At 69.8% G+C, this 15,244-nt stretch carries 13 protein-coding genes; 6 read left to right on the forward strand and 7 right to left on the reverse strand.

What is annotated here, in order from left to right:
* The first annotated feature begins 430 nt into the window (after positions 1–430).
* The 6 genes from tkt to pgl all read left to right on the forward strand — a co-directional run bounded on the left by tkt (position 431) and on the right by pgl (position 8,733).
* The gene (tkt, locus tag EDF48_RS12015) at positions 431–2,524 is read left to right on the forward strand and encodes a transketolase (protein ID WP_123671736.1); all 2,094 of its coding nucleotides are present in this window, start codon (positions 431–433) and stop codon (positions 2,522–2,524) included.
* 127 nt (positions 2,525–2,651) lie between these two features.
* Positions 2,652–3,764, forward strand: a complete 1,113-nt coding sequence (gene tal / locus EDF48_RS12020) for a transaldolase (protein ID WP_123294374.1) — start codon at positions 2,652–2,654, stop codon at positions 3,762–3,764.
* Complete coding sequence (locus tag EDF48_RS12025) at positions 3,764–5,362, forward strand: glucose-6-phosphate isomerase (protein ID WP_123671735.1); 1,599 nt, start codon at positions 3,764–3,766, stop codon at positions 5,360–5,362. The genes tal and EDF48_RS12025 overlap by 1 nt, the downstream gene beginning before the upstream one ends.
* A gap of 22 nt (positions 5,363–5,384) precedes the next feature.
* Entirely contained in the window at positions 5,385–6,923 is a 1,539-nt protein-coding gene (gene zwf / locus EDF48_RS12030; protein ID WP_111083962.1) for a glucose-6-phosphate dehydrogenase, read from the forward strand.
* Positions 6,920–7,864, forward strand: a complete 945-nt coding sequence (locus EDF48_RS12035; RefSeq protein ID WP_111083961.1) for a glucose-6-phosphate dehydrogenase assembly protein OpcA — start codon at positions 6,920–6,922, stop codon at positions 7,862–7,864. The genes zwf and EDF48_RS12035 overlap by 4 nt, the downstream gene beginning before the upstream one ends.
* Positions 7,865–7,962: 98 nt before the next feature.
* Positions 7,963–8,733, forward strand: a complete 771-nt coding sequence (pgl, locus tag EDF48_RS12040) for a 6-phosphogluconolactonase (RefSeq protein WP_111083960.1) — start codon at positions 7,963–7,965, stop codon at positions 8,731–8,733.
* A 453-nt stretch (positions 8,734–9,186) separates the two neighbouring features.
* Here pgl and EDF48_RS12045 read toward each other — a convergent pair whose 3' ends face one another.
* The 7 genes from EDF48_RS12045 to rapZ form a co-directional block, all read right to left on the reverse strand.
* Positions 9,187–9,555 carry an RNA polymerase-binding protein RbpA gene (locus EDF48_RS12045; protein WP_027465686.1) on the reverse strand — a complete coding sequence of 123 codons (369 nt, stop codon included), beginning with the start codon at positions 9,553–9,555 and terminating at the stop codon, positions 9,187–9,189.
* Positions 9,556–9,558: 3 nt separating this feature from the next.
* Positions 9,559–9,810, reverse strand: coding sequence for a preprotein translocase subunit SecG (gene secG, locus EDF48_RS12050; protein WP_017887256.1), 252 nt, complete (start codon positions 9,808–9,810; stop codon positions 9,559–9,561).
* A gap of 108 nt (positions 9,811–9,918) precedes the next feature.
* On the reverse strand, positions 9,919–10,698 hold the full coding sequence (gene tpiA, locus EDF48_RS12055) for a triose-phosphate isomerase (RefSeq protein ID WP_131880198.1): 780 nt from the start codon (positions 10,696–10,698) through the stop codon (positions 9,919–9,921).
* Positions 10,695–11,912 (reverse strand): phosphoglycerate kinase, encoded by a 1,218-nt coding sequence (locus EDF48_RS12060; RefSeq protein ID WP_123294371.1) that lies wholly within the window; start codon positions 11,910–11,912, stop codon positions 10,695–10,697. Before EDF48_RS12060 ends, tpiA begins: the two co-directional genes overlap by 4 nt.
* 3 nt (positions 11,913–11,915) lie before the next feature.
* Complete coding sequence (gap, locus tag EDF48_RS12065) at positions 11,916–12,920, reverse strand: type I glyceraldehyde-3-phosphate dehydrogenase (protein ID WP_111083958.1); 1,005 nt, start codon at positions 12,918–12,920, stop codon at positions 11,916–11,918.
* Positions 12,921–13,200: 280 nt separating this feature from the next.
* The gene (whiA, locus tag EDF48_RS12070; RefSeq protein ID WP_111083957.1) at positions 13,201–14,181 is read right to left on the reverse strand and encodes a DNA-binding protein WhiA; all 981 of its coding nucleotides are present in this window, start codon (positions 14,179–14,181) and stop codon (positions 13,201–13,203) included.
* A gap of 75 nt (positions 14,182–14,256) precedes the next feature.
* Positions 14,257–15,156 (reverse strand): RNase adapter RapZ, encoded by a 900-nt coding sequence (gene rapZ, locus EDF48_RS12075; protein ID WP_111083956.1) that lies wholly within the window; start codon positions 15,154–15,156, stop codon positions 14,257–14,259.
* Between the last annotated feature and the right edge of the window lie 88 nt (positions 15,157–15,244).

The following is a 15,244-nucleotide window of genomic DNA, read 5'->3' on the forward strand; positions in this document are numbered from 1 at the left end:
GGCAGTCGGCAAGGGAACCTCAGTCTGTTCGCATCAGCTCGCACACTCGGTGGACGACTGCGGCGGCGTCCGGGCATGCGCTGACCCGGAATGTCCGACGGGTCGTCGACAGTTTACGTGATGGAAGCGCCGCGATGATGCCCCGCTCCCCCATCCCGTGCAGAACGACGAGCCGCGGAGCACGACACGCCCGGCGGACGAGGGCCCGGGTGACCCGACTCGTGAACATCGGGCGTCACCTGAACCCCTTCTGAGTGGCTGGTCACTATGCTGGACCTGCCCTCCCGCAGTGCGCGCCCCGATGACGTCGGCCGCGATGAGCCGGTCGGCCGCCGCTAGACGGCGACACGACTCGGCCCCGGGATGGCCACATGTCCGTGCGATGGCACGAGCCCTCGCACATGTCGCATCAAGAAGGGTCAACATCCAAGTGGCTGAATTCACCTGGGACGCCATCGACCGGAAGGCCGTCGACACGGCCCGCGTTCTCGCCGCCGACTCGGTCGAGGCCGCCGGCAACGGTCACCCCGGCACCGCGATGAGCCTCGCGCCGCTCGCACACCTGCTCTTCCAGAAGGTGATGCGTCGCGACCCGAGCGACTCCACCTGGATCGGCCGCGACCGCTTCATCCTCTCCGCCGGTCACGCCTCGATCCTGCAGTACGTGCAGTTCTACCTGCACGGCTACGGCCTCGAGCTCGACGACCTGCAGCACCTGCGCAAGTGGGGCTCGAAGACCCCGGGTCACCCGGAGTACGGCCACACCGACGGTGTCGAGATCACCACCGGCCCGCTCGGCCAGGGCCTCGCGTCCTCGGTCGGCTTCGCCTACGCCCAGCGCTTCGAGCGCGGCCTGTTCGACCCGGAGACCCCGGCCGGCCAGTCGCCGTTCGACCACTTCACCTACGTGATCGCCGGTGACGGTGACATGCAGGAGGGCGTGACGAACGAGGCGGGCTCGCTCGCCGGCCGTCAGCAGCTCGGCAACCTGATCGCGTTCTACGACTCGAACCAGATCTCGATCGAGGACAACACCGACATCGCGTTCTCGGAGAGCGTCCCCGAGCGCTACGAGGCGCTCGGATGGCACGTTCAGATCGTCGACTGGAAGAAGACCGGCGAGTACTCCGAAGACGCCGTGGAGCTCCACGCCGCGATCGAGGCCGCCCAGCAGGTCACCGACAAGCCGTCGCTCATCGTCCTCAAGACGATCATCGGCTGGCCGTCGCCGACCAAGCAGAACTCCGGCAAGATCCACGGTTCGGCGCTCGGCGCCGACGAGATCAAGGGCCTCAAGGAGGTCCTCGGCTTCGACACCGCGAAGACCTTCGAGGTCGCCCCCGAGGTCCTCGAGTACACCCGCGGCGCCGTCGCCAAGGGCCAGGCGCAGCACGCCGAGTGGCAGAAGACCTTCGACGCGTGGGCTGCTGCCAACGCCGACAAGAAGGCGCTGTTCGACCGCGTCAACGCCAAGGAGCTCCCCGCGGACCTCGAGGCAGCACTGCCGGTCTTCCCGACCGACAAGGCCGTCTCGACCCGTGCCGCCTCCGGCAAGGTCATCAACGCCATCGCGCCGCTGATGCCCGAGTTCTGGGGTGGCTCGGCCGACCTCGCCGAGTCGAACCTCACCACGATCGAGGGCGCCAAGTCCTTCGGTCCGGCCGAGGCCTCGACGTCGACGTGGAGCACCGACCCGTACGGCCGCGTGCTGCACTTCGGCATCCGCGAGCACGCCATGGGCTCGATCCTCAACGGCATCGTCCTGCACGGGAACACCCGCCCCTTCGGCGGCACGTTCCTGATCTTCAGCGACTACATGCGTCCGGCGGTCCGTCTCGCCGCGCTCATGGGCGCCCCGGCGATCTACGTCTGGACCCACGACTCCGTCGCCCTCGGCGAGGACGGCCCGACGCACCAGCCGATCGAGCAGGTCTCGTCGCTCCGTGCGATCCCGGGTCTCGACGTGGTCCGCCCCGCCGACGCCAACGAGGTCGCGTACGCCTGGCTCGAGATGCTCAAGCACACCGACCGCCCGGCCGGCATCGCGCTGAGCCGTCAGAACCTGCCGGTGTTCGAGCGTGGCGAGGGCGACGCCTCCGGTGAGGTCTTCGCCTCGGCGAAGAACGTCGCCAAGGGTGCGTACATCCTGGCCGAGGCGCCGAACGGCACCCCGGACGTGATCCTCATCGCGACCGGTTCCGAGGTCCAGATCGCCGTCGAGGCCCGTGAGCAGCTCAAGGGCGAGGGCATCAACGCCCGCGTCGTGAGCGCACCGTCCATCGAGTGGTTCCGCGCCCAGTCCGAGAACTACCAGGACCAGGTGCTCCCGAAGGACGTCACCGCTCGCGTGTCGGTCGAGGCCGGCATCGCCATGAGCTGGCGCGACATCGTCGGCGACAAGGGCCGCAGCGTCTCGATCGAGCACTTCGGTGCCTCGGCCGACTACCAGACGCTCTTCAAGGAGTTCGGCTTCACGACGGAACACGTCGTGGCCGCCGCGAAGGAATCCATCGCGGCTTCCTGACCCGCAGGGGCCGGGTCCGGTTCGCCGGATCCGGCCCTTCTGCCGGGAGGCGCGGTTCGGCTCCGCCACGCGCCCCCGGTCCCCCAGACCCCGGCCATCAGGCCGATGAAGGAAAGAAGAGAAACACATGGCTGAGAACACCCCCACTGCCGCCCTCTCCGCGGTCGGCGTGAGCATCTGGCTCGACGACCTGTCCCGCGAGCTCCTCGAGACCGGCAAGCTCACCGACCTCATCGCGCAGAAGAACGTCGTCGGCGTGACCACCAACCCGACGATCTTCGCGTCGGCCCTCGCCAAGGGCGAGCGCTACGACGCTCAGGTCAAGGAGCTGGCCGCTGCCGGTACCGACGTGACCGAGGCGATCTTCGAGATCACCACGCAGGACGTCGCCAACGCGTCCGACGTCTTCAAGCCGATCTACGACGAGACCAAGGGCTTCGACGGCCGCGTCTCGATCGAGGTCGAGCCGGGCCTCGCCCACGAGACCGCCAAGACCATCGAGCAGGCCAAGTTCCTGTTCGAGAAGGTCGGCCGCGAGAACGTCCTCATCAAGATCCCCGCAACGGTCGAGGGTCTCGAGGCCATCACCGAGGTCATCGGCGCCGGCATCTCCGTCAACGTCACCCTGATCTTCTCGCTCGAGCGCTACCGCGCCGTCATCGACGCCTACCTCGGTGGGCTCGAGAAGGCCAAGGCCGCCGGTCACGACCTGTCGAAGATCCACTCGGTCGCCTCGTTCTTCGTGTCGCGCGTCGACTCCGAGATCGACAAGCGCCTGGACGCCGTCGGCACCGACGAGGCCAAGGCCCTGAAGTCGAAGGCCGGCATCGCCAACGCGCAGCTCGCCTACCAGGTCTGGACCGAGGCGTTCGCCTCCGAGCGCGCCCTCGGCCTGCTCGAGGCCGGTGCGAACACGCAGCGTCCGCTCTGGGCCTCGACCGGCGTCAAGGACCCGTCGCTGCCCGACACGCTCTACGTGACCGAGCTCGCCGCCCCGAACACCGTGAACACGATGCCGGGCAAGACGCTCGACGCCACGTTCGACCACGGTGAGATCCACGGCGACGCCATCGCCGGCACCTTCGACGCCGCGCAGCAGGTCCTCGACCAGCTCGCCGCGCAGGGCATCGACTACGACGACGTCGTGGCGCTGCTCGAGAAGGAGGGCGTGGACAAGTTCAACGTCTCGTGGGGCGAGCTCGTCGACACCGTGAAGACCGCGCTCGAGGGCGCCAAGTAGTGACGGTTTCCATCGCTGCCAGCGGCGATGCCGCGCGGGCCATCGACTCGGTGGTCCCGCGGCTCGTCGCTGACCTGGTGGCCTCGGGCATCACCGCCCAGGACCCCGAGCTGTGGGGACCGGACGCCGAGGCCGAGGCGTCCAAGCGCCTCGGCTGGGTGGAGGCCGTCTCGGTCTCCCGCCCGCTCGTCGCCCAGATCACTGCGCTGCGCGAGTCGCTCCGTGCCGAAGGGGTCGACCACGTCGTCCTCGCCGGCATGGGCGGCTCGTCGCTCGCGCCGGAGGTCATCACGCGCACCGCCGGCGTCCCGCTGACGGTGCTCGACTCGACCGATCCCGCGCAGGTCCGCGCCGCCGTCACGACGGACCTCGAGCGCACCGTGCTCGTCGTCTCGTCGAAGTCCGGCTCCACGCTCGAGACCGACTCCCAGCGCCGCGTCTACGAGCAGGCGTTCCGCGACGCGGGCATCGACCCCAGCGGCCGCATCGTCGTCGTCACCGACCCGGGCTCCGCGCTCGAGGCCGCCGCGATCGACGCCGGCTACCGGGTCTTCACCGCCGACCCGACCGTCGGCGGCCGCTACTCAGCGCTCACCGCGTTCGGGCTGGTGCCCTCCGGTCTCGCCGGAGCGGACATCGCCGAGCTGCTGGACGAGGCCGACGCCATCTCCGCGCTGCTGTCGGTCGACCTCGACGAGAACCCCGGGCTCGTGCTCGGTGCGGTCCTCGCCGGTACCGACCCGCTGCGCGACAAGATCGCGATCGTGCCGGACGGCACCCACATCGTCGGGTTCGGCGACTGGGTGGAGCAGCTGATCGCGGAGTCGACCGGCAAGAGCGGACGTGGCCTGCTCCCCGTCGTGCTGCATGCCGACTCCCCCGAGGTCTCCGCAGCCCTGCCGGACGTCCAGGTCGTCCGCCTGGTCGGTTCGCGCGAGGACGAGCGCCACGTCGCCGAGGGCGAGGTCGAGATCACCGGGACGCTCGGTGGTCAGATCCTCGTCTGGGAGTACGCCGTCGCGGTCGCCGGGCGGTTGCTCGGCATCGACCCGTTCGACCAGCCCGACGTCGAGGCCGCCAAGGTCGCGACCCGTGCGCTGCTCGACGACCGTCCCGCGCCTGCGGAACCCGCGTTCACCGAGGACGGCATCGCCGTCTCCGCGACGCCCGGACTGCCGGTCGGGACGACGCTCGCAGAAGCCGTGACGGGCCTCCTGTCCGAACTGGACGCCACCGGCTACGTGGCGGTGCAGGCGTACGTCGACCGCACCACGAACCGTGACCTCGAGACGCTCCGCGACGCCCTGGCGGCGCGCACGCGTCGGCCGGTCACCTTCGGGTACGGCCCGCGGTTCCTGCACTCGACCGGGCAGTACCACAAGGGCGGACCCGCCACGGGAGTGTTCCTGCAGATCGTGGCGGACGAACCGGACGACCTGGCGATCCCGGGTCGGCCGTTCACGTTCGGCCAGCTCCTCCAGGCCCAGGCAGCGGGTGACGCGAGTGTCCTCGCGCAGCACGGCCGCCCGGTCCTCACCCTCACGACGTCGGACGTGCGCGCCGCCACCGCGGCCATCGCCTCCGCCGTCTCCCACTGACTCGTAAGGAGTTCACCGACTCATGTCACCGGTGGCAATCACCCCGGAGCACAACCCGCTCCGGCTGCCGACGGATCGTCGACTGAACCGGATCGCGGGACCGAGCACGCTCATCATCTTCGGCGTGACGGGCGACCTGTCACGCAAGAAGCTGATGCCGGCGGTCTACGACCTGGCCAACCGGGGGCTCCTGCCCCCGGGGTTCGCGCTCGTCGGCTTCGCCCGTCGCGACTGGGAGGACCAAGACTTCTCCCAGCTCGTGCACGACGCCGTCAAGGAGCACTCCCGCACCCCGTTCGACGAGGACGTCTGGCGTCAGCTCGAACAGGGCATCCGCTTCGTCCAGGGCTCGTTCGACGACCCCGAGGCGTTCCTGCAGCTCAAGCAGACCGTCGACGACCTGGACGCCGAGCGCGGGACGCTGGGCAACCACGCGTTCTACCTGTCCATCCCGCCGAAGATGTTCCCGGTGGTGACCGAGCAGCTGAAGCTGTCCGGCCTCACCGCGAAGCGCGAGGGCTCGTGGAGCCGCGTGGTCGTCGAGAAGCCGTTCGGCTCCGACCTCCGCACCGCGCGTGAGCTGAACGCGATCGTCGAGAGCGTCTTCGCGCCCGACGACGTGTTCCGCATCGACCACTACCTCGGCAAGGAGACCGTCCAGAACCTGCTGACGCTCCGGTTCGCGAACCAGATGTACGAACCCATCTGGAACTCGAACTACGTCGACCACGTGCAGATCACGATGGCCGAGGACATCGGCGTCGCGGGACGTGCCGCGTACTACGACGGCATCGGCGCGGCGCGCGACGTCATCCAGAACCACCTGCTGCAGCTCCTCGCGCTCACCGCGATGGAGGAGCCCGTCTCGTTCAAGGCCGCCGACCTGCGCGCCGAGAAGGAGAAGGTGCTGTCCGCCGTGCGGCTGCCCGAGGACCTGTCGACCGCCACGGCGCGTGGACAGTACGCCGGCGGCTGGCAGGGCGGCGAGAAGGTGCTCGGATTCCTCGACGAGGCCGGGATGAACCCCGAGTCCGGCACCGAGACGTACGCGGCGATCAAGCTCGACATCGCGACCCGCCGCTGGCAGGGCGTCCCGTTCTACCTGCGCGCCGGCAAGCGGCTCGGGCGCCGTGTGACCGAGATCGCGATCGTCTTCAAGCGCGTCCCCGAGGACGTCTACGGCAACTCGCAGTCCCCCCTCGGTCAGAACGCGCTCGTGATCCGGGTCCAGCCGGACGAGGGCGTCACGCTCCGGTTCGGCTCGAAGGTCCCCGGCGTCGGCACCCAGGTGCGCGACGTGACGATGGACTTCGGCTACGGCCACGCCTTCACCGAGGCATCCCCCGAGGCGTACGAGCGACTCATCCTCGACGTGCTGCTCGGTGACCCGCCGCTGTTCCCGCGGCACCAGGAGGTCGAGCTGTCCTGGAAGATCCTCGACCCGATCGAGGAGTTCTGGGCCACGCAGGGCCAGCCCGAGCAGTACCGTCCCGGCACGTGGGGTCCGGCGTCCGCCGATGCCCTGCTCGCCCGCGACGGCCGGACCTGGAGGCGTCCATGAAGATCGACCTGCCGAACACCACGGTCTCGAAGATCCAGAAGAAGCTCGTCCACATCCGCGAGGAGGGCGGCGCCGTCGCCCTCGGTCGTGTCCTGACGCTGATCATCTCGACGGCCCTCGGCCACGAGGAAGAGGCGATCGAGGCGGCGAACGAGGCGTCCCGCGAGCACCCGATGCGCGTGATCATCGTGTCGAAGAACGACGGCGACACGAAGTCGCCCGGCCGTCTCGACGCACAGATCCGCGTGGGCAGCGACGCGGGCGCCAGTGAGGTCATCGTCCTCCGCGCCTACGGCGAGACCGCGACCGACGAGGAGAGCCTGGTCACGGGCCTGCTCCTGCCGGACGCCCCGGTCGTGGCCTGGTGGCCGCAGACCGCGCCGTCGCAGCCGTCGGCCTCGGCACTGGGCCGCATCGCCCAGCGCCGGATCACCGACGCCGCCGCGCAGAAGGACCCGAACGGCGCGATCGAGGCCCTCGGTGCCTCGTACGTTCCGGGCGACACCGACTTCGCGTGGACCCGGCTTACCCTGTGGCGGAACCAGCTCGCCGCGGCGCTCGACCAGCCGCCGTACGAGCCCATCACGGGCGTCGAGGTGACGGGCGCGTCGGACAGCCCGTCGACGATCCTGCTCGCCGCGTGGCTGCAGCTCCAGCTCGAGGTGCCGGTGACGGTCACCACGTCGCCGCGTGCGACCGGCTCGAGCGGCATCCACGGCGTCAAGCTCGTGCGCGAGTCGGGCACCATCGACCTCGAGCGTTCCCTGGTGGACGTCGCGACGCTCTCGATGCCCGGTCAGCCCACGCACGACCTGTCGCTGCCACGCCGCAACCTGCGTGACTGCCTGGCCGAGGAACTCCGTAGACTCGACCCGGACGTCCTCTTCGGAGACGTCGTCAAGCACGGGGTTCCCCAGCTGCGCGAGACCATCGCCCGCTGAGCACCCCACAACGGTCGGGCCGCCTGTCTGGTGCAGGCGGCCCGACCGGACCGAAGGCGGTCGTACGACCGGTCGGCCGCCACGAACACGGGAGTCACGTGACCAACGAACGGCGGGTGCTCGTGCACCCGGACAAGCAGGCCCTCGGCGCTTCGGTCGCCGCACGCTTCATCACCAAGATCATCGACGTGCTCGACGAGCAGGAGCGTGCCGACATCGCGATCAGCGGTGGCTCGGTGTCGTCCCTCGTCCTCGCCGCGATCGGCCAGTCGCCGGCGCGCGAGAGCGTCGACTGGTCGAAGGTCCACGTCTGGTGGGTCGACGAGCGCTGGGTGCCGGCCGGTGACGCCGACCGCAACACCACGGGGACGCAGACCGACTTCTTCGACCACGTCGACATCCCGGAGTCGAACATCCACCCGATGCCCGCGTCCGACGCCGGCATCGACATCGAAGCGGCCGCGCTGCAGTACGAGCGCGAACTGCAGGACGCCGCGTACGAGGGTGCCGTCGCTCCGCGCTTCGACATCACGCTGCTCGGTGTCGGCCCCGACGGGCACACCGCGTCGCTCTTCCCCGAGTTCCCGCAGCTCACGGTGACCGACCGCGCCGTCGTGTCGGTCGACGACTCCCCCAAGCCGCCGCCGCAGCGCCTGACGGTCACCTACCCGGTGATCAACGCCTCGCAGCGCGTGTGGGTCATCCTGTCCGGTGCCGAGAAGGCGTCAGTCCTCGGGCTCGCCCTGGCGGGCGCCTCCGTCGAGGACGTCCCCGTGGGCGGCGTCCAGGGCCGCAAGCGCACCGTGTTCTTCGTGGACCAGGACGCCGCGCGCGACGTCCCCGAGAACCTCATCGCGTCGACGTACTAGACGCTCGACCTGCCTGACGGGAGGCCCGGTGCCAGTTGGCACCGGGCCTCCCGTCCGTCTGTGGTCGCTCCCACCGCTCCCACCGCCTCCCCACACCCGCTGGCCGGCGCCGAGCGGTCAAGAACTGTCGCCTGAACGCGGGCCCGGGCGACAGAACCCGCCGCCGCAGCGAACCGCACGCGGCATGTCGTGACCACTCGGCGAGCCGACTCTCCGCGCGGCAATCGGCAACCGAACGATTGCGACACCCCGCCGACACGACGCCGAGCGGTCAAGAACTGTCGGCTGCGGGCGCCGCAAGCGACAGAACGTGCCACCACCGCGAGCCGCATACGGCGCGTCGTGACCACTCGGCGAGTAAGCCCCCGCGCGGTGAGCACTGCCACCCGCCCCCGCGCCGCACGAAGGCCCCCACACCATCGCGGTGCGGGGGCCTTCGTCAGTGTGTGTGCGCTACGCCTTCTTGGCGGCGGTACCGCGACGCTCGCGGAGCTGCTGGAGCGCGTCCTCGAGGAGCTGCGCTGCCTCTTCCTCAGTCCGACGTTCCTTCACGTACGCGAGGTGCGTCTTGTAGGGCTCCGTCTTGGAGACCACGGGAGGGTTCTCCTTGTCGCGCCCGGCGGGGAGCCCACTCGACGGCGAATCGACCGTCTCCGGGATCTCTTCGTCCGGCAGGTTCGCGGCGAAGTACCGCACGACCTCGTTGCCGAGGGCGTCCCAGTACGAGATCGCCACACGCTCGGCCTGGACCCCACGGTCCTGCTCGCCCATCGGTCCTGCGCCGACGCGGGACCCTCGGATTGCACTGCCTCCGCTAGCCATGGATCAGACCCCCGCCGTGAACTTGTTGATGAGACCGAGCACGATGATGGAGACGATCCAGACCAGACCGAGGATCACCGTGATGCGGTTGAGGTTGCGCTCGGCGACGCCGGACGCCCCGAGGTTGCTCGTCACGCCGCCACCGAACATGTCGGAGAGGCCGCCACCGCGGCCCTTGTGCAGGAGGATGAGGAGCGTGAGCAGGAGGCTCGTGATTGCGAGCAGGACCTGCAGCACGACGGAGAGTATCGCCACGACGTACCTTTCGTGTCAGTCAGCCGTACCAGTGTACCGGCCGCGCAGGGCACGGCCGGTACACGGACGGGAGTGGTGCGGACTACAGCCCGACGACAGCCGGTGTGGCTACAGCCCGACGTGCTGGCGGAACCGGGCGATCGCCGCGAACTCCTGCACGTCGAGGGATGCGCCGCCGACGAGGGCGCCGTCGATGTCGGGCTCACGGAGGAACCCGGCGATGTTGCCGGACTTGACCGAACCGCCGTACAGGACGCGCGTGTCGGCAGCGGCCTGGTCGCCCCAGGCAGCAGCGATGCCGCGACGGATCGCGGCGCACTCGTCCTGCGCCTGCTCGGCGGTGGCCGCCTGGCCGGAACCGATCGCCCAGACGGGCTCGTAGGCGACGACGATGTCGGACGGCCGCACGGCGTCGAGCACGACGCGGAGCTGCTCGACCGGCACGACGCCGGCGCCGCGCTGTTCGCGCTGCTCACCGGTCTCGCCGACGCAGACGACCGGCACGAGGCCGTGCTTGACTGCCGCGGCGGTCTTGGCCGCGACGACCTCGTCGGTCTCACCGTGCAGCGTGCGCCGCTCGGAGTGTCCGACGATGACGTACTGCGCGTCGAGCGCCGACAGGAACGCGCCGGAGACGTCGCCGGTGTAGGCACCGGAGTCGTACTGCGACAGGTCCTGCGCACCGAAGTGGATCGGCAGCTTGTCGGCCGAGATGAGCGTCTGCACGCTCCGCAGGTCGGTGAAGGGCGGGAAGACCGCGACCTCGACGTCGTCGAAGTCGTGGCGGGCGTCCTTCAGGGTCCACGCGAGCTTCTGTACAGTCGCGATGGCCTGGAGATGATCGAGATTCATCTTCCAGTTGCCGGCGATCAACGGCGTACGGGTCATGCGGACCACCCCAGTGCTTCGAGACCGGGAAGCGACTTGCCCTCGAGGAACTCGAGGCTCGCACCGCCACCGGTCGAGATGTGCCCGAACTGGTCGTCCGAGAAGCCGAGCGAGCGGACCGCAGCGGCGGAGTCGCCACCGCCGACCACACCGAGGCCGTCGACCTCGGTCAGGGCCTTGGCGACGGTCTTCGTGCCGGCGGCGAAGGCCGGGAACTCGAACACGCCCATCGGGCCGTTCCAGAACACCGTCTTCGAACCGGACACCGCCGACGCGAACCGCGCCGCCGTCTCCGGCCCGATGTCGAGGCCGATGCCGTCGGTGCCGAACGACGACGACTCGATCGCGTCGGCCGCCACCGTCTCGTGCGCCGCGTCGGCGGAGAACCCGGAGGCGACCACGACGTCGGTCGGCAGGTCGATCGTCACGCCGAGCTCCTTCGCCCGCGAGAGGTACTCGCGGACGACGTCGAGCTGGTCGGCTTCGAGCAGCGACTTCGCCACCCCGTGGCCCTGGGCCGCGAGGAAGGTGAAGAGCATGCCGCCGCCGATGCACAGCGTGTCGACCTTGGGCAGGATGTGGTCGATGACGCCGAGCTTGTCGCTGACCTTCGAGCCACCGAGCACGACCGTGTACGGCCGTTCCGGCGAGGAGGTCAGGCGCTCGAGCACCCGCAGTTCGGTCTCGATGAGCGAACCGGCTGCGCTGGGCAGCGCGGACGCGAGTTCGTAGACCGAGGCCTGCTTGCGGTGCACGACACCGAAGCCGTCGGAGACGAAGGCGTCACCGAGTGCCGCGATGCGGTCCGCGAACGCGGAGCGCGCGGCAGCGTCCTTCGAGGTCTCCTCCGGGTTGAACCGGAGGTTCTCGAGCAGCAGGACGTCGCCGTCCTCGAGGGCCTCGGCGGCTGCGGTCGCCTCGTCGCCGACGGTCTCGCCGACGAACGTGACCTCTTTGCCGAGCAGCTCGGAGAGCCGCTGGCCGACCGGCGCGAGCGAGAACTCCGGCTTGGGTTCCCCGTCGGGGCGGCCCAGGTGGGAGATCACGATGACGCGCGCGCCGGCGGTGATGAGGGTGTTGAGGGTCGTCAGGGACGCCCGCACGCGGCCGTCGTCCGTGATCGTGCCGTCCTTGAGCGGGACGTTCAGGTCACAACGGACGACGACGCGCTTGCCGGCGAGGTCGCCGAGGTCCTCGAGGGTGCGGAGGGCCATGTGTTACAGACGCTCGCCGACGTACTCGGTCAGGTCGACGAGACGGTTCGAGTAGCCCCACTCGTTGTCGTACCACGAGGTGATCTTCACGAGACCGCCGATGACCTTGGTCAGGCCGGAGTCGTAGATCGAGGAGTGCGGGTCCGTCGTGATGTCGGTCGACACCAGCGGGTCCTCGCTGTAGAGCAGGATGCCCTTGAGCGGGCCCTCTGCGGCCTCCTTGTACGCGGCGTTGATCTCGTCGACGGTGACCTCGGACTTGGTCTCGAGGGTGAGGTCGGTGATCGAGCCGGTCGGGACCGGGACGCGGAGCGCGAAGCCGTCGAGCTTGCCGGCGAGCTCCGGCATGACCTGGCCGATGGCCTTGGCGGCACCGGTCGAGGTCGGGACGATGTTCAGCGCGGCCGCACGGGCACGACGGGGGTCCTTGTGCGGGCCGTCCTGCAGGTTCTGGTCGGCGGTGTAGGCGTGGATCGTGGTCATGAGGCCACGCTCGATGCCGAACTTGTCGTTGAACACCTTGGCGAGCGGCGCGAGGCTGTTCGTGGTGCAGGACGCGTTCGAGATGATGTTGTGGTTCGCCGGGTCGTACTGGTCCTCGTTCACGCCGAGGACGATGGTGACGTCGTCACCGGTGGCCGGGGCGGAGATGATGACCTTCTTGGCGCCCGCGTCGATGTGCTTCTGCGCATCGGCGGCCTTGGTGAAGAAGCCGGTCGACTCGATGACGATGTCGACGCCCAGCTCGCCCCAGGGGAGGTTGGCGGGGTCGCGCTCCGCGAGGACCTTGATGGCCTTGCCGTCGACGACGATGTTGTCGCCGTCGAGCTCGACGGAGACGCCGAGACGACCCGTGATGGAGTCGAACTTCAGCAGGTTCGCCAGCGCGGCGTTGTCGGTGAGGTCGTTCACCGCCACGATCTCGAGGTCGGAGCCCTTCGCGAGGGCGGCCCGGAAGAAGTTGCGGCCGATACGGCCGAAGCCGTTGATACCGATCTTGACGGTCAATGGATCTCCTGGTGGGTGTGGAGCGCCCGAGGGGCGCTGCTTTCGGAGGGCGCTGGCCCTGTCGGGCCCGCGTGTGGTGGACGATACGCCCCGTAACGTCGCCGTAACGACCCTAGCAGTCGGACCCTGCCAGGCAGTGCGGTGTGACGGTCCGTCCGGACGGTCGTCCGCAACGTCCGGAACGACGTCGGTGCGGCCCGTGGGCGCCCACACAGAACGGACGGGAGGCGCGGTGCCAGCTGGCACCGCGCCTCCCGTCACGCAGGTCGGACGACCCGTCTCAGACGCCCTCGAGCTCCTCGGGGACGCTCGCTTCCGTCCCGGGGATGCCGAGGTCGGACGCGCGCTTGTCGGCCATGGCGAGGAGTCGGCGGATGCGACCGGCGATGGCGTCCTTCGTCATGGGCGGGTCGGCGTGCTGGCCGAGCTCGTCGAGCGACGCGTCGCGGTGCTGCAGGCGCAGCGCGCCGGCGTACTGCAGGTGGTCGGGGACCTCGTCGCCGAGGATCTCGAGCGCGCGCTCGACGCGGGCGCAGGCGGCGACGGCGGCCTGCGCCGAACGGCGGAGGTTGGCGTCGTCGAAGTTGACGAGGCGGTTCGCGGTCGCACGGACCTCGCGACGCTGCCGCATCTCCTCCCAGTCGGCGGTGGTGCGGGCGGCGCCCATCACCGTGAGCATCTGGCCGATGGCCTCGCCGTCGCGGATGACGACGCGGTGGACGCCACGGACCTCGCGGCCCTTCGCGGCGACGCCGAGACGCGACGCGGCGCCGACGAGGGCCATGGCGGCCTCGTTGCCGGGGCACGTGACCTCGAGCGCTGCGGCCCGGCCCGGGTCGGTCAGGGTGCCGGAGGCGAGGAACGCACCGCGCCAGATCGCGGCGAGGTCCTCGCGGTTGCCCGTGGTGAGCCGGTTCGGCAGCCCGCGGACGGGGCGACGACGGGCGTCCATCAGACCGGTCTGGCGTGCGAGGGTCTCCCCCGCCTCGAGCACGCGGACCAGGTAGCGGGTGCCACGACGGGACGACGCGGACGAGCCCACCGACGCCTCGCTGCGGACGCCGTACAGCTCGGCGAGGTCCTTGCGGACCCGGTGCACGATGATCCGGGTGTCGAGCTCCACCTCGACCGCGATGCGGCCCGAGATGACGTGCAGGCCACCCGCGAACCGGAGGATCGTGGCCAGTTCGGCGGCGCGGACCGTGTTGCGGTTCACGGCGACCCTGGCCAGTTCGTCCTTGACCTCGGCAGTCAACGGCACAGCATCATTCCTAACGTTCATCTGGTGGTCCCGCGATTCCGGCGGCACGTACGTGGGGAGCGGCCGGAGGGACGGTCACTCCCGGCCGAGATCTCGGTTCTTCACACGCACGGCGACGCCAGGCATCCCGCGGAGGAGGTTCGCCAACTCGGCGACGATGGCGACCGAGCGGTGCTTCCCGCCGGTACAGCCGATGGCGATCGTAGCGTGTCTTTTGTTCTCGCGCTGGTACCCCTCGAGCACCGGCTCGAGCACGGAGACGTACCGATCGACGAACGGACGGGCTCCGGCCTGGGCCAGGACGTAGTCCGAGACGGGCTGGTCGAGGCCCGTGTGGGCCCGGAGTTCCGGGACCCAGTAGGGGTTCGGCAGGAACCGGACGTCGGCCACCATGTCGGCGTCGGCGGGCAGTCCGTACTTGAACCCGAAGCTCATGAGCGTCACCTGAACACCCACGAAGTGATCGTCGGCGAACTGCTCGGTGACGGTGTTCGCGAGCTGGTGGATGTTGAGGTCCGAGGTGTCGATCACCATGTCGGATGCCTCGCGCAGACCGGCCAACCGTGTCCGCTCGCGCGCGATGCCGTCGAGCAGGGTGTCCTCGCCCTGGAGCGGGTGGGGTCGTCGGACCTGCTCGAAGCGCCGCACCAGGACGGCGTCGGTGGCTTCGAGGAACAGCACCCGGACCCGTGCGGACGTGGTCGACCGCACCTGTTCGACCGCGTGCTCCGGGTCCGTGAAGAACCGTCCGCCGCGGACGTCGACGACCGTGGCGATCTTCGGGATCTTCTCGCCGGCGCGGTCGGCCAGCTCGGTGAGCGGTGCCAGCATCTGCGTCGGCAGGTTGTCGACGACGTACCAGCCGAGGTCTTCGAGGGCCTTGCCGACCGTCGAACGCCCGGCCCCGGACATGCCGGTGACGATGAGGATGTCGTGCTGCGACGCGTGCGCGGTCGCTGTGGCGCTGTCGGTCATCTGGGAGTGGGCTCCGTCGTGGCGGCCCGGGCGCGTCGCCCGGGGAGGTCTCGGCTGCGGGACCAGGGTATCGCCCGACAGGTGTCGG

Source organism: Curtobacterium sp. PhB191, from assembly GCF_004346515.1.
Classification (GTDB): Bacteria; Actinomycetota; Actinomycetes; order Actinomycetales; family Microbacteriaceae; genus Curtobacterium.